Genomic DNA, 19,060 nt, shown 5'->3' on the forward strand with positions numbered 1-19,060 from the left:
GAGGCCGCGTTTCTGAGCGGGAACAGCGTTTATCGGCGACGGGGGCAGCGGGATGCCGCGGCCGGATCAGGCTGGGGCGAAGGTCTTCGCGTCGATCACGAAGCGGTAGCGCACGTCGCTCTTCAGCACGCGCTCGTACGCCTCGTTGATCTGGTCGGCCGAGATGAGCTCGGTCTCGGGCGCGATGCCGTTCTCGGCGCAGAAGTCGAGCATCTCCTGGGTCTCGCGAATGCCGCCGATCGACGAACCCGCGAAGGAACGACGGTTGGTGAACAGCGTGAAGACCTGGATGGGCAGGGGCTCCGGCGGAGCGCCGACGTTGACCATCGTGCCGTTCAGGGCGAGAAGGCCCAGGTACTGCTTGAGGTCGAGCGGAGCGCTGACGGTGTTGATGATGAGGTCGAAGTTCTTCTTGAGCTTCTCGAAGGTCTCGTCATCCTTCGTCGCGTAGTAGTGGTCGGCGCCCATCTTCAGGCCGTCGTCCTTCTTGCTGAGCGTCTGCGAGAGCACGGTGACCTCGGCGCCCATGGCGTGGGCGATCTTGACGGCCATGTGACCGAGCCCGCCGAGGCCGACCACGGCGACCTTCTTGCCGGGGCCGGCGTTCCAGTGGTTCAGCGGCGAGTAGGTCGTGATGCCCGCGCACAGCAGCGGAGCGGCCTTCTCGTAGGGGATCGACTCGGGAACGCGCAGCACGAAGTGCTCGTCGACGACGATCTTCTCGCTGTAGCCGCCCTGGGTGATCGTGCCGTCGACGTCCTTCGCGCCGTACGTGCCGATGTTGCCCTTCTCGCAGTACTGCTCCTCGCCCGCGAGGCAGTTCTCGCACTCGCGGCACGAGTTGACCATGCAGCCGACGCCGACGCGGTCGCCGACCTTGTGGCTGGTCACCTCGGAGCCGACCTCGGCGACCGTACCGACGATCTCGTGGCCGACGGTCAGGGGGTAGGGGACGTCGCCCCACTCGCCGCGGATGGTGTGGATGTCGGAGTGGCAGATGCCGGCGTAGGCGATGTCGATCAGGACGTCCTTCGGGCCGACCTCGCGGCGCTCGATGGTCGTGGGTTCGAGGGGTGAGGTCGCGGACGACGCCGCGTAGGCGTTGACGTGCATGGGTCTCCTCAGTGGGGATCGTTGCGGACGGTCAATCTTCTCCCGCCCGCGGGTGAAGAAGGTCGGGGTTGCACGGATGTGCGACGAGGGGGTGGGATGCCGCCACCCCCGCCACCCGGGAACGCCGAAGGCCGTGACGGTCGCGGGGAGGCGGCCGTCACGGCCTTCGGGTTCAGAGGGTCACGCGCGAGAGCGGCGCCGCAGCACCACCGCAGCGGCTCCCAGCAGGAGCAGCAGGAGGGCACCGACGGTCAACCCGGCCACCCCCTCGGTGTTCTGACCGGTGGTCGCCAGGTCGCGACCGTTCGCCGTCGAGGACCCTGCGGCGTTGTTCGCGGAGCCCGCCGGCGACCCGGCACCGGCACCGGCACCCGATCCTCCCGATCCGGAGCCCGCTCCCGCGCCCGGAGTGCCCGACCCGCCGTCGGTGCCGGGGTCCGTGACGGCCGCAGCGGGAACGACCGCCGTGGACACGGCACGGCCCTCGGTGAAGCCGGCCGCCGTCGCCGTCACCTGGACGGTGATCTGTCGCCCCTCGTCGGTTGCGGTCAGCGCGTACCCGTCGGCGGTGGCGCCGTCGATGGCGACCCCGTCGCGCATCCACACGAACGTTGTTCCGGCATCGGCCGGGTCGGTCACGGCGGCCGCCCGCAGGGTGGAGCCCACGCGGGCCTCACCCGTCAGAGCGACAGAGGTCACGCCGACGACGCGATCCACGGTCACCGAGTAGGTGCGCGAGGTGCCGTCGGGGGCCGTGACCTGCACGGTCCCGACGTTGTCCGCCGCGGCGACGGCTGCCGCACGGGCGGTGGCGGCGCCCGCGGAGGCGCCGGGCTGGGTCACGACGACGCTCGCGTCCTCGTCGACCGCCAGAGCGTGCAGCGTCGGCCACGCCGCGCCGGTCGAGCTGACGGTGTAGTCGAGCGTGTCCGCGGCGAACCCTGAGACCGGCTCATCGCCCACCGTCAAGCGGGCGAGGTCGGCGATGCCGGCTGGAGCCGGGGCCGCGGCGAAGATCTCGACCTCGGACACGATCATGTGGGTCTGCGATCGAGCGTTCATGACCACGCGGACCTCGTCGGCGGCACCGACGACCGGAACATCGACCCGGGGCGCTCCGCTCGAGGGCGTGGGGACCGGAACCAGGTCGCCCTCGATCCACGCGCCGCCGCTGACCCGACGGTCCACGCGCATCGTCGTGGGCCAGCTCAGCGTGTTGCCGTCACGGTAGAACTGCACCGCGACGTGCGTCAGCGTCTCGCGTTGCTTCAGCACGTAGCTGAGGGTGTCCTGGCCGTTCTTCGTCCCCGAGCGCCAGTTCGACCAGCCCTTGTCGGTGGAGCTGCCGTTGATCGTGTTGGCGACGCCGTACTGCGAACTCTCGGTGAAGGTCGCCGACGGCTGACTCTGCGGGGCGACGTTGCGCTCCGACGCCGCGGTGACGATGACCGTCAGGCGCGCGTCGAGCTTCTCTCCGCTCGGTCCCGTCGCGACGCCCGTGACGGCGACGGTTCCGGTCGCGGCGAACGACGCATCGGTCAGCCCGTCCCAGGCCCACTGCACGGGCACCCAGAATCCGGAGCCCGAGGGGCTGAGCTCTGCCTGGACGCTGCCGTCGGCTTGGCTCTTCACCACGTCGAGTGCGCTGCCGGCGGGAACGGTGACGGATGCCGGGCGCGTGGCCGTGTACGGCCCCACCTCGACCGTCGCGGTCGCCTCGAAAGGCGCCCCGAACAGGTCGGTACCCGTACCGCGCACCTGGACGGTGCCCAGGCGCGAGAAGTCCACGCCGTCGGTCTGCCAGGTCACTGCGGCGCTGCGGAGGGTCCGCCCGGCGTAACGCAGGGTGACGGTACCGGGCAGGGTGGGGCTCACGCCCACGGCCGTCGCCGCCGAGACCGGCTCGGCACCGAGGACCGCGGTGCCGACGATGCGCCACTGCTGGTTCCCGCCGCCGTTGGAGGTCCACAGGCCCACGGACGCGCCGGGGGTGGTGCTCCCCCCGTTGACGTCGAGCACGCGTTCGCTCGCGACGTTCAACAGGGAGTAGTAAGTGCCGTCGGTCGTCGACGCCATCCATTGCAGCGCCGGATTCGTCGCGGCCGCGGCCGGGTCGGCATCCACCAGAGCGGTGTTGGTGCCGTTCGAGGCGAGGAACTTCCCCGACCCGTTCTGAAGGGTGAAGCGGTGGCGGTTCGTGCCTGCGCCGTCGATCGTGCGCACGGTCCACGACTGGGCGCGGGCCGCGTCGGTGGTCGTCGCGGCGGTGCGCACGGCGAGCGTCGAGGCGCCGTCGAGCGCGAGTCCGCTCTGCAGGCCCGAGAGCTGCACCGTCTGGCCGTCGCGGAAGGCCGCTGCGTCGGGGGAGACTCCCGATACGCCGTCGATCTCGAAGGTCACGACGGATTTGGCCGGGATGGTGAGCGTCGCGGTTCGGGATGCCGCGTCCACCGCGACCGGCTGTCCCTTCGCGAGCGCGTTGAGCGTCGGCGCATCGGCCGTCGACTGGGTCGTGACGATCGGGGTCACGGTCGCCCCCGGTGCCACGGTGCCGAAGTCGCGCAGGTCGATCTGCACGGTGCGGGCCGAGGCCTCGGAGTTGACGTGCACGATCGTGGCGCCCTGACCGTCGGCGTCGATCGCCGCGGTCGATTGGGCGTTGTCGGTCGCCATGAGGTGGTCGCCGGGCGCGATGTAGTGGGTGAAGTTGCGCACCGTGTTGAACTTCTCGTTCGTCAGCACCTGGCACGAGGGGTCGGCGTCACCGTCCTTCAGGCGTCGCTCGGACATCCCCTGGGCGTTGCAGTCGAAGTCGATGAAGACGCTCCCCCAGTTGAGCTTCTCGACCTTCTCCATGTTGTAGAGGTCTTCGACCGGCTGCCAGAACACCCACGCGTCGGGCTCGAGCTCGCGCAGGTCGCCCACGATGTGCTGGGCCATGCCGAGGCCATTCTCGATGTCGTCGGTGACGAAGCCCTTGTTCTGGGCGGTCCAGTTGCCCTCGACCTCGCTCATCCACAGCGGCTTGTCCGCGGCCTTGGAGATGTCGCGCACGACCTGCCGGCCGTCGGTGCCGTAGGTGTGGACGTTCAGCTGGTCGACCGAGCTCTTGGACTGAGCCGACCACGCGTTCCAGTTGGTGGCGAAGATGCCGGGGTTGGTCTCGTCCATCGCCGAGATGACGGCGTCGGTGGTGGTGCTCGGCTGCGCGAGGCGGGCCGCGAGCGCCTTGACCATGGCGTCCTGCGCCTGGGGCCCGATGTGCGCGCCCTCCTGGCGACCGCCCGTCGGCCAGGTCGCGCCGTTGGGGATCTGGGTCTGCCAGTAGTTCGTGTTCGGCTCGTTGAACGGGTCGATCGTGTCGAAGGTGATGCCGTGCTTCTTCTCGAGCTCGTCGACGACGTTCACGAGGTACCCGGCGAACTTGTCCATGTCGGTGGGCGCGAGCTGCTCGCTCGTGGCGTTGTTGATGCCTCCGGAGGCGTACCCGCTCTGGGTGAGGAAGTACGGCGGGGAGTTGCTGAAGGCCTCCCAGTGGGTGACCTTGCCCTTGAGGGCGTCGAGCCACCAGCGCTGGGCGGAGTCTTTCGAGAAGTCGTACGCGTTCGGGTCGTCGGGGTTCCAGGCCGCCTTGTAGCGTGCGCGGTCGGCGTAGTTCGAGGTGATCGCGCCGTTGGCGTCGGTCGCCTGCAGGTCGGGGTTCCAGAAGCCGGGGACCGCTCCGCCGGGGCGCAGGTACGACGGCACGTCGGAGGCGTTGCCGCCGCCGATGTTGTACCGCGCGATGTTGAGGTTGAGCCCGTCTTCGCCGAACACGGCGTCGAAGAGCTTCTGTCGGACGTCGGCGGGGTAATTGCCCGTCGCGTTGGCGAACCAGACGAGGCTCGTCCCCCACCCCTCGAACGGCTTCTCGGAGGCGGTGGCGGGGTTGGGAGTGATGCGCACGGGAGCGGCGGTCGCCGCCTCGGCGGGCGCGGGGGCCACGGCGGCCGTGGCGGTGATCGCGCCGGCGGCGAGGGCCACGGCGCAGGTCATCGACAACAGTCGAGCTGACTTCATCGTCATTCCGATCCGGCCGCAGCGGTGCGACCTCAGGTGGGGATGTTGACGTCAACATGTTGACGTCAACATCGAGCCTAAGGGAGCACTATGGATTGCCGCAACGTTTCCCCAGAATGTGTCGCCTTCGCGCGTCTCACGAGCGGAGCGCCTCCTCTGAGGCACGGCGCAGAGCCGGCGCCGACGATCGGTGAGCGCGGCACCACGGTGCGGGCTCGCCCGCGCGGCACGCGACCCGCGCGCGGCTCAGAAGCACGGCTCAGGTGCGCGACTCAGAGGCGCGACGCGGAGCTGGCGCGAACCACCAGGGAGGTCGGAACGAGGGTACGGGCGTGCTCGCCGCCCTCGCCCTCGATGTCGGCGATCAGGGCGCTCATCGCCTCTTCGCCGACGCGCTCGAAGCGCTGGCGCACGGTGGTGAGCGGCGGCCAGAAGTTCGCCGCCTCGGGCATGTCGTCGAAGCCCACGACGCTGACGTCGCGGGGCACGACGCGACCCGCCTCGTGCAGCGCCCGGATCACCCCGAGGGCCATCTGGTCGTTCGCGGCGAAGACCGCGGTCACGGCCGGATCCTGGGCGAGCGCCTGACCGATCCGGTGCCCGGAGTCGGCGGTCCAGTCGCCGATCTGCACCTCGGGCACACGGCATCCGCGGTCCTCGAGCGCCGAGCGCCACGCGTCGCGCCGCCGCTCCGCGGCGAACGACTCGGGCGGACCCGACAGGTGCCACACGGTCTCGTGGCCGAGGTCGAGGAGGTGCTCCGTGACCAGACGCGCCCCCTGGGCCTGGTCGTTGTCGACGACGGCGTAGGGGTAGTCGGCACTCGAGTCCACGACGACGACCGGCAGCCCCGTCGGCAGAGAGAGTTCGTTCTCGCCGAGTCGATGCGTCTCGATGAGGATGACGATCCCGTCGACCGCGTGCTCGTGAAGGCGCAGGAATGCGCCCGACACGTCGGATTGAGAGGCCGACTGCACGGTGATGAGGGTGATGGAGTATCCGGATGCCGCGGCCACCGACGCGAGCGCGTCGAGGGTGCGCGTGTTGCCGTACGAGCTCAGCGAGAACATGATGACGCCGATGCTGCGGAAGCGCCCCGACCGCAGCGCCCGAGCGGCACTGTTCGGGCGGTACCCCAGCGTGGACATCGCGTCGAGCACCCGCTGGCGAGTGTCGGGGTCGACGTTCGTGCGACCATTGGCGACGCGCGAGACGGTCTGTCCCGACACCCCCGCGGCCGCGGCCACGTCGGCCATCGACACCTCGCGTCGACGCTCGCGCGTCGGAATCGCGGTCGACGTCGTCGTCGTCTCGCTCATGCATGCCCCCTTGGGATGTTGACGTTGACACACTAGCGGGGTCGAGTTATGTTTACGTCAACATCTCGGCCAACCCGACCGAAATGCGCACCAACGAAGAGGCACCGGACGATGACGACCACTGCGGCACCCCCGCCCGCCCTGCGCACCCCCCAGCGCAAGCGGCGCTCCCGAATCGAAGACCGCGGCTGGCTGTTCGTCGCCCCGTTCGCCCTCGTCTTCGCCCTCGTGTTCCTGGCGCCGCTGGCGTACTCGGTCTACCTGAGCCTGTTCCGCGACCAGCTCATCGGCGGCAACGCCTTCGTCGGTCTCGACAACTACATCGCGGCCTTCGGCGACGCGAAGTTCTGGGACGGCTTCGGGCGCGTCCTGATCTTCCTCGTCGTGCAGGTGCCGATCATGCTGCTGCTGGCCCTCGGCGCCGCCCTCGCGATCGACAGCGCACGGCTTCACGCGGCCGGTTTCTACCGCATGGTGATCTTCCTCCCCTACGCGGTGCCCGCCGTCGTGGCCGTGCTGATGTGGGGCTACATCTACGGCGACCAGTTCGGCCTGACGCGCAACCTGAACGACTTGTTGGGCGGACAGTTCGTGCAGCCCTTCCTGCCCGAATGGATGCTGCTGTCGATCGGCAACATCGTCACGTGGCAGTTCGTGGGCTACAACATGCTGATCTTCTACTCCTCGTTGAAGACCATCCCCAACGAGCTGTACGAAGCGGCATCCATCGACGGAGCGGGCGCCTGGCGCACGATCTTCTCGATCAAGATCCCCGCCGTGCGCGGCGCGGTCGTCATCGCGACCATCTTCTCGATCATCGGCAGCTTCCAGCTCTTCAACGAGCCGAACATCCTCAAGCCGCTCGCGCCCAACGTGATCTCGACGTTCTTCACGCCGAACATGTACGCGTACAACCTCTCGTTCGCCGGCCAGCAGTACAACTACGCGGCCACGATCGCCATCATCATGGGCGTCATCACCGCCGTCATCGCTTACGTCGTGCAGCTGCGCGGCTCCCGTCAGGAGGCGCGATGACCACCGCGACCGCACCCCGTACCGACACCGTCGCCGTGACCACCGAACGACAGGGCGCCCGCCGCCGCTTCGCGCGCACCTCGCCCACGCACAGCAAGAAATCGGTCGTCCTCACCATCGTGATGGCGCTGTACCTGCTGTACACGCTCGTGCCCCTCGCGTGGCTGGTCATCAACGCCACCAAGACCCAGCCCGACCTGTTCAGCACCTTCGGCCTCGGGCCGGGCAACAGCTTCGCGCTGTTCGACAACATCGCGCAGACCCTGACCTACCGCGACGGGATCTTCCTGCGCTGGCTCGGCAACACGCTGCTCTACGTCGTCGTCGGCGCCGGCGGAGCGACGCTCCTCGCCACGCTCGCGGGCTACGGCCTGGCGAAGTACAACTTCCGCGGCCGTAAGGCGGTGTTCGCCGTCGTGCTCGGTGCGATCGCCGTCCCCGGTACCGCCCTCGCCGTGCCGACCTTCCTGCTGTTCAGCCAGCTCGGGATCACCAACACCCCCTGGGCGATCATCATCCCGTCGCTCATCAGCCCGTTCGGCCTCTACCTGATCTGGGTCTACGCGACCGACGCCATCCCCACCGAGCTGCTCGAGGCCGCCCGCATGGACGGGGCCGGAGAATTCCGCACCTTCTTCACCATCTCGATCCGCCTGCTCACGCCCGGCATCGTCACGGTGCTGCTGTTCGCGGTGGTGGCGACCTGGAACAACTACTTCCTCCCGCTGATCATGCTGAGCGACCCCGCGTGGTACCCGCTCACCGTCGGCCTCAACCAGTGGAACGCGCAGGCGACCGGTGTCGCCGCGCAGCCCATCTACAACCTCGTGATCACCGGATCGCTGCTCTCGATCATCCCGATCGTCGCCGCGTTCCTGCTGCTCCAGCGCTTCTGGCAGTCGGGTCTGACCGCCGGCAGCGTCAAGGAGTGATCCACCCGAGCTCCCCCTGACCGGGGCATCGCCCCGGAAACCCGCAACACCGCACAACCGGAGCGTCCTGCCCCGGAAACCACAACACCCCGGGGCTCCCGCCCCGACTCCACAACAACGAAGTGAAGGAACCGATGACATTCATGCGCAAGAGCACCGCCGCTCGGCGGGCCGTCTTCGCCGTCGCCGCCACCGCCCTGACGGTGGGCGCCCTGACCGCGTGCTCCGGAGGTAACGCCGGCGGCGCCGCCGGCGGATCGGCCGACGACATCGAGAAGGCCCTCGAGGCCGGCGGCGAGATCACCTACTGGTCCTGGACCCCCTCGGCCGAGGCCCAGGTCAAGGCCTTCGAGGCGAAGTACCCCAAGGTCAAGGTCAACTACGTCAACGCCGGCACCAACACCGAGGAGTACACCAAGCTCCAGAACGCCATCAAGGCGGGCTCGGGTGCCCCCGACGTCGTCCAGATCGAGTACTACGCCTTCCCGCAGTTCGCCCTCTCGGACTCGCTGCTCGACCTGTCGTCGTACGGCTTCGCCGATCTCAAGGGCGACTACGCGACCGGCCCCTGGGGCTCGGTCAACTTCGACGGCAAGCTGTACGGCCTGCCGCAGGACTCGGGCCCCATGGCCCTGTTCTACAACAAGTCGGTCTTCGACCAGTTCGGCATCGCCGTCCCGACCACGTGGGACGAGTACGTCGCCGCGGCCGAGAAGCTGCACGCCGCCGACCCGACCAAGTACATCACCGCCGACACCGGCGACTCCGGCTTCACCACCAGCATGATCTGGCAGGCCGGCGGCACCCCGTTCAAGACCTCGGGCACCGACGTCACCATCGACCTGCAGGACAGCGGGTCGAAGAAGTTCGCCGACAACTGGAACCGTCTCATCGAGGGCGGCCTGCTCTCGGACACCCCCAGCTGGAGCGACGAGTGGTTCAAGGGCCTCGGTGACGGCTCGATCGCCTCGCTCGTCATCGGCGCCTGGATGCCCGGCGTGCTGGAGTCCTCGGTGAAGGACGGCTCGGGCAAGTGGGCCGTGGCCCCCATCCCCACCTACGACGGCAAGGCCGTGACGGCCGAGAACGGCGGCGGTGGCCAGGCCGTGACCAAGCAGAGCAAGAACCCCGCCCTCGCGGCCGGCTTCCTCAAGTGGCTCAACAACGACGATGAGAGCCTGAAGATCTTCGCCGAGTCGGGTGGATTCCCCTCCACCACCGCTCAGCTGAGCGACCCCGCCTTCGTCGACAAGAAGTCGGACTACTTCGGCGGCCAGCAGATCAACCAGGTCCTCACGCAGGCCTCGAGCGAGGTCCGCGAGGGCTGGAGCTACCTGCCGTTCCAGGTGTACGCCAACAGCATCTACGGCGACACCGTGGGCCAGGCCTATTCGAAGAAGAGCGACCTCAACGCGGGCCTGACCGCGTGGCAGGACCAGCTCGTCCAGTACGGCAACGACCAGGGCTTCTCGGTCAACAAGTAAGCAGTTCCCGGGGCGGGTCGCGTGCACGCATGCGGCCCGCCCCTTCCATTCCCTCGCCAGGAGAGACCCGAATGACCTCCCCCACCCGCATCGTCGTCGACCGCACCACGGTCGGAGCCGCCGTCCCCCGCCGCCTGTTCGGCTCGTTCGTCGAGCACATGGGCCGTTGCGTGTACGACGGCATCCACTCCCCCGGCCACGACACCGCGGACACCGAGGGTTTCCGCGCCGACGTGCTCGAGCTCGTACGCGAGCTGGGCGCCACCGTCGTGCGCTATCCCGGCGGCAACTTCGTGTCGGGCTACCGCTGGGAGGACGGCGTGGGCGCTCGCTCACAGCGTCCGGTCCGGTTGGATGCCGCCTGGCACAGCACCGAGACCAACCAGGTGGGTCTGCACGAGTTCGCCGAATGGGCGGATGCCGCGGGCCTCGAGGTCATGGAGGCCGTGAACCTCGGCACGCGCGGCGTCGCCGAGGCGGCCGACCTGCTCGAGTACGCGAACCACCCCTCGGGCACCGCCCTGAGCGATCGCCGGCGCGAGAACGGCCGGGAAGACCCCTTCGGCATCCGCCTGTGGTGCCTGGGCAACGAGATGGACGGTCCCTGGCAGATCGGCCACAAGACCGCCGACGAGTACGGTCGCCTCTCGGCCGAGACGGCGCGCATGATGCGCTTCATCGACCCGACGGTCGAGCTCGTGGCCGCGGGCAGCTCGAACCACGAGATGCCGACCTTCGGCGCGTGGGAGCGCACGGTGCTCCGTCACACCGCCGGTCTCATCGACCACATCTCCGTGCACGCGTACTACGAGGAAGACCCTGCCGACCCCGCGAGCTTCCTCGCCAGCGGCGCGGCCCTCGATCGCTACATCGGCGAGGTCGCCGACATCATCGACGAGGTCGGGGCGACAACCCCGGACGGGCGTCCGATCGGCATCAGCGTCGACGAGTGGAACGTCTGGAACCAGACGCGGTGGAACGAGGTCGACAAGCCGCGCGTCTTCACGGGCGACTGGCCCATCGCGCCGCGCCTGATCGAGGACGACTACACCGTCACCGACGCGGTCGTCGTCGGATCCCTCCTCATCACGCTCATCCGCCGCTCCGACCGCGTGTCGATGGCCAACCTCGCTCAGCTGGTGAACGTCATCGCCCCGATCCGCACCGAGCCCGGTGGCGGGGTCGCCTGGCGCCAGACCACCTTCCATCCCTTCGCCCTCACCGCGAAGGCGGCATCCGGTCGCGTCGTCGTCCCCCGCGTCGAGGGTGCCACGATCGACACCGCTCGCCACGGCCGCGTCGACGCCGTCGACACGGTCGCGACCGTGGACGGCGACATCGTCTCGGTGTTCCTCGCCCACCGCGACCTCGAGTCGGCGACCCCGGTCGAGCTGGACCTCGGCCGCGTCTCCGACGTCGAGGCCGTGATCGTCACCGTCCCCGAGGGCGGAGATCGACACACCACCAACTCCGCCGACGGCGAGCCCGTCGCACCGGCTCCCCTCGCGGTCGAGGCCGGCTCCGACGGCATCCTGCGCTTCACCCTCCCCGCCCTCGCCTGGGTGCGCCTGACCGCGCACCTCAACGACTGATACCGAAAGACATCGTGACGACTTTCTCCATCGGCGAGACCGACTTCCTGCTCGACGGGAAGCCCCACCAGGTCATCTCCGGCACCCTGCACTACTTCCGCATCCACCCCGAGCACTGGGCCGACCGCATCCGCACGGCGAAGGCGATGGGCCTCAACACCATCGAGACCTACGTCGCGTGGAACGCGCACGAGCCGGTGCACGGTGAGTGGGATGCCACGGGCTGGAACGACCTGGGCCGCTTCCTCGACCTCATCGCCGCCGAGGGCCTGCACGCGATCGTGCGACCCGGCCCCTACATCTGCGCGGAGTGGCACAACGGCGGACTGCCGGTGTGGCTGACCTCGACGCCGGGCATCGGCATCCGTCGCTCAGAGCCCCAGTTCGTCGAGGCGGTGTCGGAGTACCTCCGCCGCGTGTACGAGATCGTGGCCCCGCGCCAGATCGATCGCGGCGGCAACGTCGTGCTCGTGCAGATCGAGAACGAGTACGGCGCGTACGGCTCCGACAAGACCTACCTGCGCGAGCTCGTCCGCGTGACCGAGGAGGCCGGCATCACGGTGCCGCTGACCACCGTCGACCAGCCGATGCCGTGGATGCTCGAGGCCGGCAGCCTTCCCGGGCTGCACCTCACCGGCTCGTTCGGTTCGCGCTCCGAGGAACGGCTCGCCACCCTCCGCGAGCACCAGCCCACCGGACCGCTGATGTGCAGCGAGTTCTGGGACGGCTGGTTCGACTGGTGGGGCAGCATCCACCACACGACCGACCCCGCGGCATCCGCCCACGACCTCGACGTGCTGCTGGCCGCCGGGGCCTCGGTGAACATCTACATGGTGCACGGCGGCACGAACTTCGGCACGACGAACGGGGCGAACGACAAGGGCCGCTACGACCCCATCGTCACCTCGTACGACTACGACGCCCCGATCGACGAGTCGGGACACCCCACGGCGAAGTTCCACGCGTTCCGCGAGGTCATCGCCAAGTACGCGCCCGTCCCCGAGCAGGTCCCCGGCCCCCGGCCGGACGCCCCCGCCCTTGAGGTCGCCCTCTCGGGCGAGGGCGATTGGATGCCGCCCCTCAACGCGGCCGCCATCGCCGACGACCCGCCGAGCTTCGAGCAGATCGCCCACCTCGGTCCCCTCGTCCGCTACGACGTCGACCTCCCCGCGTTCGCCGGGCCCGCGGCCCTCGTCTTCGACGAGATCCGCGACCTCGCGTGGGTGCACGTGGACGGGACGCCGGTGGGTCGACTGTCGCGGGCTCTGCACGAGCGCGCACTCACGATCCCCGCGGGCGCACGGCTCACCGTCCTCGTCGAGGACCAGGGTCGGGTGAACTACGCCGACCGCCTCGGCGAGGCGAAGGGGCTCGTCGGCTCCGTGACGCTGAACGGCGAGGCGCTCACCGGGTGGACCGCGACCCCGGTCGCCCTCGAGGCCGCCGCGGGAAGCGGCACGGGCACTGTTGGACGCGCTCTGCTGCGCGGGTCGTTCGAGCTCGACGCCCCCGTCGACCTGTTCCTCGACACCACCTCGTGGGGCAAGGGATACGCCTTCGTCAACGGCTTCTTCCTCGGCCGCTACTGGAACAACGTCCCTCAGAACACGCTGTACGTGCCGGGTCCCGCGACGCACGCCGGGGCGAACGAGATCGTCGTCCTCGAGCTGGAGCACGCCGTCGATCCGGTCGCGCGCTTCGTCGCGGAGCCGTCGCTCGGTCAGCTCGAGGAGTAACGCGTCACGAGAACAGGCGCGTGCGCCGAGAACAGGCCGGTCCCGCGCGGATCGGCCTGTTCTCGTTGCATCCCCTGTTCTGGTGACGCCGCGCGCCCGCCCGCCCGCGCCGCACCCCGCTCTCCCCGCGCGTGAGGCGCCGAGATGTGTCGCTCGGCGGCACCCGTGGGCGACACTTCTTGGCGCCTCACGCGAAAGAAGAGGGAGCAGGATGGGGGCATGACGATGGCCACGTGGCTCCGCTCGCTCCCCTCCCTCACCGGCGCCCCACCGACCCCGGATGCCGAGCCCCTTCCCGACCAGCCGGAGGAGCTCTTCGAGCGGTGGATCCGGCAGGCCGTCGACGCCGGCGTGGCCGAGGCGCACGGTGCCACGCTCTCGACGGTCGACGCCCACGGCGCCCCGGACGCCCGCACGCTGATCCTCAAAGACCTCGGGCCCGACGGGTGGGCTTTCGCCGGGCCACGGGCCTCCGCGAAAGCGGCGCAGCTGGCCGCACATCCCGCCGCGGCGCTGACCTTCTGGTGGCCGGCGGTGCTGCGCAGCGTTCGCGTGCGCGGGCGCGTGGTGGAGGCCTCGGCCGAGGAGTCGGTGGCGGATCTCGCCGCGCGCTCGGCCGCCGCTCGCGACGGCATCGGCCCGGGCGAGTGGGTGCTGTGGCGCCTGGTCGCCGACCGCGTGGAGTTCTGGCAGGGCTCCCCCGACCGTAAGCACCTGCGCACGATCTACCGCCGCACCGACGACGGCTGGAAGCTGACCGACCCCGAGAGCGAGACCCGATGAGCGACTACGAGATCACCGAGATCGGCGGGCTCGACGCCTGGCGCGACCACTTCGGCGGCTTCGCCCCCGCCCGCTCACGCGACGGACGCCGCGTGGTCGACCACGAGCTGACGATGCAGTTCATCGGCATGACCGCGAACGCCCTCGCCCCCGGCGAGGAGGCCGGATACTGGCACACGCACACCCGCGTCGAGGAGCTGTACGTGTTCCTCGAGGGGCGCGGTCAGATGGGCCTCGACGATGACGTGGTCGACGTCGGCCCCGGCAGCGTCGTGCGGGTCGGGCAGAACGTGTGGCGCACGTGGCGCGCGGTCCCGGACAGCGACCGCGAACTGCGCTGGCTCTGCATCCGCGCGGGCGGCGAGGCCCTCCCCCACATCCCCGACGACAGCTCGCGCGACCCCGAGCGTCCGATGCCCTGGGGTCCCTCGGCGTAGAAGATTCCGGATGCCGCGGCGCACGGCATCCGCGGGGCACGAACGATCTGCCCGGCTGACGGGGCCGGTCACCCAGAATGCCGCCACCCTCGCATTATGAGTACGTTGTTTACTCAGAACGAAGGCTCGAGCGATTATGAGTAACGAGGACGCCGCCACGGCACCGCCGCAGGACGGCCCGTGGCCTGCGATCGGCAGCGAGGAGCTGTCGTGGACGCCCTCCGTCTCGCCGCTCACGTCGCTCGGGCCGAGGCTCTACACCGCTGCAGTGCCGCCCTTCATCGCTTCGCTCGATCCGCGATGCGACCGCGACACGACGGCCCTGGCCGACGAGGCGGCGGGAGAACTCGCACGATTCGATGGCGAACTGGGGCACCGCGTCTCGGCGTTCGCCCCCGTTCTTCTGCGCTCGGAGTCGGTCTCGTCGTCGCAGATCGAGAACCTGACCGCGAGCGCGCGCGCGATCTTCAGCGCGGAACTCGGCGCGCGCGGGAGCCGGAACGCGCTCGAGATCGCCGCGAACACCCGCGCGATGGCCACCGCTCTCGAGGTGGCCGACGACCTCTCCGCTGAATCGATCCTCGCCATGCACGCGGCCCTTCTGCACGACCAGCCGCGGCACACGCCCGGCCGGTTCCGCACCGAGGCCGTCTGGATCGGAACCCGGTCCGACTCGCCCGTCGGCGCAGAGTTCGTCGCTCCCGCCTTCGCCCGCGTCCCCGACCTCGTCGATGACGTCGTGCGCTTCGCGCGCCGGACGGACATCGCCGCACTCACGGCGGTGGCCGTCGCGCATGCGCAGTTCGAGACGATCCACCCCTTCACGGACGGCAACGGCCGCATGGGGCGCGCCCTGGCGCAGGCTCTGCTCCGGTTCCGGGGGACGACCCGCAATGTCGCGATCCCCGTCTCGGCGGGCCTGCTCGCAGATGTCGACGGATACCACCGAGCGTTGATGGCCTATCGAGCGGGCGAGGTCTCGCCCATCGTCCACGCCTTCGCCATGGCATCGCTGCGCGCGGTCGAGAACGCCCGCCGACTCGTCGCCGACATCGACGCGATCAGAACGGCCTGGAACGATCGGTTGACGGTTCGCCGATCGAGCAACGCGTGGCGACTGCTCGATGTGATCGCGACCCGCCCCGTCATCGACGCGGCGACGGCTGCGCGCGAACTCGGTTCGCTGCAGCCGAACGTCTATCCCCCGCTGCAGGCGCTCGTAGACAGTGGAATCCTGAAATCCAAGGCCGAACACGGCCTCGGTCCGTTCTGGCGCAACGACGAGATCCTCGATGCCATCGACCGGTTCGCCGACCGGGCCGGACTGCGGCAGAGAGCGACGTGAGATCGACCGGATGCCGCGGCCTCAGCGCACGGCATCCGGAATCACCCCCGCTCGGGAGCGTCACTCCGACGCGAGCACGGGCTCCGCGGCATCCGGAGTCTTCGTCCGCAGCGAGGGACTGGTGAAGCGCGCCCGGCCGATGACGACGGCAGCGGCGACCATGAGCACGGCTCCCAGCACGTACGGCGCGGCGTGGGCCACGTGGGCGTAGAGCAGGCCCGCCACCAGCGGGGCGACCGTTCCGACCGCGGCGTTGAGGGATTGCGCGGCCCCGGCGATCCAGCCCTGCTCGTCGTCTCCGACGGCATTGGAGAGCAGACCGTCCATGGTCGCCTGAGCCGCACCCTGGCCCGCCGCGAGCGTCAGGGCGCCGACGATGAACAGCCACGGCTGGGCGAGCAGCGACGCCACCCCGGCGAGGGCGACCAGCCCGACCGCCTGGGTGACGATGCCGCTGACCACGACGCCCCGCTCGCCGATGCGCGGCAGCAGGAAGCCGAGCAGCACGCCCTGGATCGCGATGTCGATGATGCCGACGCACGCGGTGAGCAGGCCGATCGCGGTGGGGGTCCACGAGATCGCGTCGAGCGCGAGCACGCTGAAGTTGTTGACGAAGAAGCCGAACGGCAGCCCCACGAGGATCAGGCCGATCATGAGCCCGCGCAGCTCGGGCCGGCGGAACACCCCGCGGAACACCGCGAACGGGTGCACCGCCCGCAGGTCGAGCGAGGTGATGCGCTTGCTGGGCGCGAGGCTCTCGGGCAGCAGGAAGATGCTGAGGATCGCGACCGTCAGCGCGAGGCCCGCGGTGACGAAGACGGGCAGATCGACGTCGATCGCGGCGAGGGTGCCGCCGAGGGCGGGGCCGACCATCGTGCCGATACCCGCGGTCGCGCCGAGCACGCCGAAGCGACGCGCGCGCTTGTCGGGCGGGGTGATGTCGGCGAGGTAGGCGAAGAGGGCGGGGAGGTCGCCGGCGGTGACGCCCTGGACGATGCGGCCGAGCAGCAGCACCCAGATCGCCCCGCCGACGCCGAAGAGCAGGAACCCGAGGGCGGCGCCGAACCCGGCGACGATGATCACCGGTCGGCGACCGAAGCGGTCGGAGATGCGGCCGAGGAAGGGGGCGACGAGGAACGCGCAGAGCGCATTGACCGTCTCGAGGATGCCGACCCAGACGGCCAGATCGGCCGGGTTCGACACGTAGCGGAGCACGACGAAGGGCAGGACGGGGAGCACGACGGTCATGCCGGCGGTGGTCAGCGTCGTGATGACGACGAGCATGACCCAGGCGCGGCGGCCCGACTGAGGAGAGAGCGAAGGTGAAGTCACGCCGTAACTGTACTCGTACCAGTTTTGTTGTCAACACGATTTCGGAGTCGTCCCGGTATTGTGGGGCTATGAGCGAGACGATCGGCCGCCGCGAGCGCAAGAAAGCGGCAACCCGCAAGGCCATCTCGGACGCGGCGACGATCCTGTTCGTGGAGCGCGGCTTCGACGAGGTCAGCATCCGCGAGGTCGCCGAGGCCGCCGACGTGTCACCGACGACGGTGTTCACGCACTTCCCGCAGAAGGAGGCTCTCGTCTTCGACGAGGACGACGCCCAGCGCGACCTGCTCGTCGGCGCGGTGCGCGACCGCACCCCGGGAACCACGGTGTCGGACGCCCTGCGCGAGCTCTACCGGCGCGAGCTCATCGGCTTGGCCTTCGACCCCACGGGCGAGCATCGCCGGCAGTTCATGAAGCTCATCACCGAGACGCCCGCCCTGCACGATTACGCCTCGCGCATGTGGCTCCGCCACGAAGACGCGCTCGCCCAGGCGATCGCCGAGACGACCGGGCAGAGCGCGCCGGATGCCGAGACCCGCGTCTACGCCCGCATGGTGCTGCAGCTGCAGATCCTGGCATTCGAGCACGACGACGCCGCGGAGACGATCGAAGCGGGCTTCCGCATCCTCGAGCGAGGGTGGCGCGAGCCGCGCTGACGCCGGAGGGCGGTTTGGGGCGCATTCCGTCGCTCGGGGCGGGACATTCACGCCCCGACCTGCAGATGTCGCCCCACATCTCAGACGTCGACCGACGCGTGACACCGCGGCGTTTGGGGCGGATTCCGTCGCTCGGGGCGGGAAATTCACGCCCCGAGCGCAGAATCTCGCCCCAAACCCGATAATCGGGGCCGGGGACGGCGGGGCGAGCCGGCGCGGCTAGACCGAGGCGCGCCAGACGATCGGGGCGTCGAGCAGGATGCCGCCGGCATCGGCCACCCCGCCCGAGAGCTGCAGCAGCACGGCCTCGGCGGCCGCGGCACCCAGTCCCTCGGCGGGCTGGTCGATCGTAGTGAGCGGCGGGTCGGTGCGCACCGCCCACGCGCTGTCGTCGAAGCCGACCACGCCGACGTCGTCGGGCACGCGGCGACCGGCCGCGCGAAGGGCCTGCACGGCGCCGGCGGCCACGGCATCCGACGCTCCGAACACCGCGTCGATGTCGGGAGCGCGCTCGAGCAGGCGTCGCATCCCCGCCTCGCCGTCGGCGAAGGCGTAGAGTGGCACGGGCTCGACCAGCGACTCGTCGAAGTCCTCGCCGAGCGCCTCACGGAAGCCCGCGAGCCGGTCGCTGCCGGAGTCGCGGTCGAGGGCCGCGGCGATCATGCCGATGCGACGGCGTCCCGATGCGCGCACGCGTTCGGTGATGGCCCGAGCGGCGCCGAGGTTGTCGATGCCGACCCAGGGGCGACGGATGCCGGGAGGGTGGCCCACGTAGGCGACGGGGAGCCCGAGTCGTTCGACGACGTCGGTGATCGGGTCGTGGTGTCTCGCCGAGACGATGACCGCCCCGTCGACGAAGCCACCGCTGAGGTAGCGCGCGACCCTTTCGGTGTCGCGGTCCGTATCGACCACGACGCACACCATCTGGTAGTCGGCGTTCGACAGGGCGGTGTTGGCCCCGAGCATGATTCCGCCGATGTTGGGGTCTTCGAGGAACAGCGAGTGCGGCTCGTGCACGATGAATCCGACCGCCTGCGTGCGCTGGCGCACGAGATTCCGGGCGGCGTTGTTGGGCACGTAGCCCACCTCGCGAATGGCCGCCTGGATGGCCTCGCGGGCGTGGTCCGAGACGTAGCCGCCGTTGAGGACGCGGCTCACGGTGCCCCGCGAGACCCCCGCGACCTTGGCGACGTCGTGCACGGTGCTGCGCCGGCGCCCGGGCGGAGGAGGCGTCATGCTC

The 19,060-nt window shown here is 69.9% G+C and carries 14 protein-coding genes; 9 read left to right on the forward strand and 5 right to left on the reverse strand.

Annotation, left to right across the window (positions count from 1 at the left end; all coding sequences use genetic code 11):
* Positions 1 to 66: 66 nt before the first annotated feature.
* The 3 genes from OVA26_RS00295 to OVA26_RS00305 all read right to left on the reverse strand — a co-directional run bounded on the left by OVA26_RS00295 (position 67) and on the right by OVA26_RS00305 (position 6,491).
* Positions 67 to 1,113, reverse strand: a complete 1,047-nt coding sequence (locus OVA26_RS00295; RefSeq protein WP_268102438.1) for an NAD(P)-dependent alcohol dehydrogenase — start codon at positions 1,111 to 1,113, stop codon at positions 67 to 69.
* Positions 1,114 to 1,293: 180 nt separating this feature from the next.
* Positions 1,294 to 5,148 carry an RICIN domain-containing protein gene (locus tag OVA26_RS00300; RefSeq protein ID WP_268102439.1) on the reverse strand — a complete coding sequence of 1,285 codons (3,855 nt, stop codon included), beginning with the start codon at positions 5,146 to 5,148 and terminating at the stop codon, positions 1,294 to 1,296.
* Between the two features lie 296 nt (positions 5,149 to 5,444).
* Entirely contained in the window at positions 5,445 to 6,491 is a 1,047-nt protein-coding gene (locus OVA26_RS00305) for a LacI family DNA-binding transcriptional regulator (RefSeq protein ID WP_268102440.1), read from the reverse strand.
* Positions 6,492 to 6,602: 111 nt separating this feature from the next.
* Between OVA26_RS00305 and OVA26_RS00310 the strand changes: the two genes are divergently transcribed.
* From OVA26_RS00310 to OVA26_RS00345, 8 genes are all read left to right on the forward strand, one after another.
* A complete protein-coding gene (locus OVA26_RS00310; protein WP_056224355.1) occupies positions 6,603 to 7,526 on the forward strand; it encodes a carbohydrate ABC transporter permease in 924 nt (307 codons plus the stop codon).
* A complete protein-coding gene (locus tag OVA26_RS00315) occupies positions 7,523 to 8,458 on the forward strand; it encodes a carbohydrate ABC transporter permease (protein ID WP_371129311.1) in 936 nt (311 codons plus the stop codon). The genes OVA26_RS00310 and OVA26_RS00315 overlap by 4 nt, the downstream gene beginning before the upstream one ends.
* A 143-nt stretch (positions 8,459 to 8,601) precedes the next feature.
* A complete protein-coding gene (locus OVA26_RS00320; RefSeq protein WP_056228009.1) occupies positions 8,602 to 9,942 on the forward strand; it encodes an ABC transporter substrate-binding protein in 1,341 nt (446 codons plus the stop codon).
* A gap of 71 nt (positions 9,943 to 10,013) precedes the next feature.
* Positions 10,014 to 11,534, forward strand: coding sequence for an alpha-N-arabinofuranosidase (locus OVA26_RS00325; protein ID WP_268102441.1), 1,521 nt, complete (start codon positions 10,014 to 10,016; stop codon positions 11,532 to 11,534).
* Positions 11,535 to 11,548: 14 nt separating this feature from the next.
* Positions 11,549 to 13,270: a glycoside hydrolase family 35 protein gene (locus OVA26_RS00330; protein ID WP_268102442.1), complete on the forward strand. Its 1,722-nt coding sequence runs from the start codon at positions 11,549 to 11,551 to the stop codon at positions 13,268 to 13,270.
* Between the two features lie 219 nt (positions 13,271 to 13,489).
* Entirely contained in the window at positions 13,490 to 14,053 is a 564-nt protein-coding gene (locus OVA26_RS00335; protein ID WP_268102443.1) for a pyridoxamine 5'-phosphate oxidase family protein, read from the forward strand.
* Positions 14,050 to 14,490 carry a cupin domain-containing protein gene (locus OVA26_RS00340; RefSeq protein WP_268102444.1) on the forward strand — a complete coding sequence of 147 codons (441 nt, stop codon included), beginning with the start codon at positions 14,050 to 14,052 and terminating at the stop codon, positions 14,488 to 14,490. Before OVA26_RS00335 ends, OVA26_RS00340 begins: the two co-directional genes overlap by 4 nt.
* A gap of 136 nt (positions 14,491 to 14,626) precedes the next feature.
* Positions 14,627 to 15,835, forward strand: coding sequence for a Fic family protein (locus OVA26_RS00345; RefSeq protein WP_268102445.1), 1,209 nt, complete (start codon positions 14,627 to 14,629; stop codon positions 15,833 to 15,835).
* A 60-nt stretch (positions 15,836 to 15,895) separates the two neighbouring features.
* On the opposite strand, the gene OVA26_RS00350 is transcribed toward OVA26_RS00345, so the two are convergent.
* Positions 15,896 to 17,167, reverse strand: a complete 1,272-nt coding sequence (locus OVA26_RS00350; RefSeq protein ID WP_268102446.1) for an MFS transporter — start codon at positions 17,165 to 17,167, stop codon at positions 15,896 to 15,898.
* A gap of 68 nt (positions 17,168 to 17,235) precedes the next feature.
* Between OVA26_RS00350 and OVA26_RS00355 the strand changes: the two genes are divergently transcribed.
* Positions 17,236 to 17,820: a TetR/AcrR family transcriptional regulator gene (locus tag OVA26_RS00355; protein WP_268102447.1), complete on the forward strand. Its 585-nt coding sequence runs from the start codon at positions 17,236 to 17,238 to the stop codon at positions 17,818 to 17,820.
* Positions 17,821 to 18,039: 219 nt separating this feature from the next.
* Here OVA26_RS00355 and OVA26_RS00360 read toward each other — a convergent pair whose 3' ends face one another.
* Positions 18,040 to 19,056 carry a LacI family DNA-binding transcriptional regulator gene (locus OVA26_RS00360; RefSeq protein WP_056224366.1) on the reverse strand — a complete coding sequence of 339 codons (1,017 nt, stop codon included), beginning with the start codon at positions 19,054 to 19,056 and terminating at the stop codon, positions 18,040 to 18,042.
* Positions 19,057 to 19,060 lie beyond the last annotated feature (4 nt).

Source organism: Microbacterium sp. SL62, assembly GCF_026672635.1.
GTDB classification, from domain to species: domain Bacteria; phylum Actinomycetota; class Actinomycetes; order Actinomycetales; family Microbacteriaceae; genus Microbacterium; species Microbacterium testaceum_A.

What these genes read in the sequence shown, in the direction of transcription:
- OVA26_RS00295 (WP_268102438.1), bottom strand. Translation starts at nt 1,113, where the DNA reads ATGCACGTCAACGCCTACGCGGCGTCGTCCGCGACCTCACCCCTCGAA.
- OVA26_RS00300 (WP_268102439.1), bottom strand. Translation starts at nt 5,148, where the DNA reads ATGACCTGCGCCGTGGCCCTCGCCGCCGGCGCGATCACCGCCACGGCC.
- OVA26_RS00305 (WP_268102440.1), bottom strand. Translation starts at nt 6,491, where the DNA reads ATGAGCGAGACGACGACGACGTCGACCGCGATTCCGACGCGCGAGCGT.
- OVA26_RS00310 (WP_056224355.1), top strand. Translation starts at nt 6,603, where the DNA reads ATGACGACCACTGCGGCACCCCCGCCCGCCCTGCGCACCCCCCAGCGC.
- OVA26_RS00315 (WP_371129311.1), top strand. Translation starts at nt 7,523, where the DNA reads ATGACCACCGCGACCGCACCCCGTACCGACACCGTCGCCGTGACCACC.
- OVA26_RS00320 (WP_056228009.1), top strand. Translation starts at nt 8,602, where the DNA reads ATGCGCAAGAGCACCGCCGCTCGGCGGGCCGTCTTCGCCGTCGCCGCC.
- OVA26_RS00325 (WP_268102441.1), top strand. Translation starts at nt 10,014, where the DNA reads ATGACCTCCCCCACCCGCATCGTCGTCGACCGCACCACGGTCGGAGCC.
- OVA26_RS00335 (WP_268102443.1), top strand. Translation starts at nt 13,490, where the DNA reads ATGACGATGGCCACGTGGCTCCGCTCGCTCCCCTCCCTCACCGGCGCC.
- OVA26_RS00340 (WP_268102444.1), top strand. Translation starts at nt 14,050, where the DNA reads ATGAGCGACTACGAGATCACCGAGATCGGCGGGCTCGACGCCTGGCGC.
- OVA26_RS00345 (WP_268102445.1), top strand. Translation starts at nt 14,627, where the DNA reads ATGAGTAACGAGGACGCCGCCACGGCACCGCCGCAGGACGGCCCGTGG.
- OVA26_RS00355 (WP_268102447.1), top strand. Translation starts at nt 17,236, where the DNA reads ATGAGCGAGACGATCGGCCGCCGCGAGCGCAAGAAAGCGGCAACCCGC.
- OVA26_RS00360 (WP_056224366.1), bottom strand. Translation starts at nt 19,056, where the DNA reads ATGACGCCTCCTCCGCCCGGGCGCCGGCGCAGCACCGTGCACGACGTC.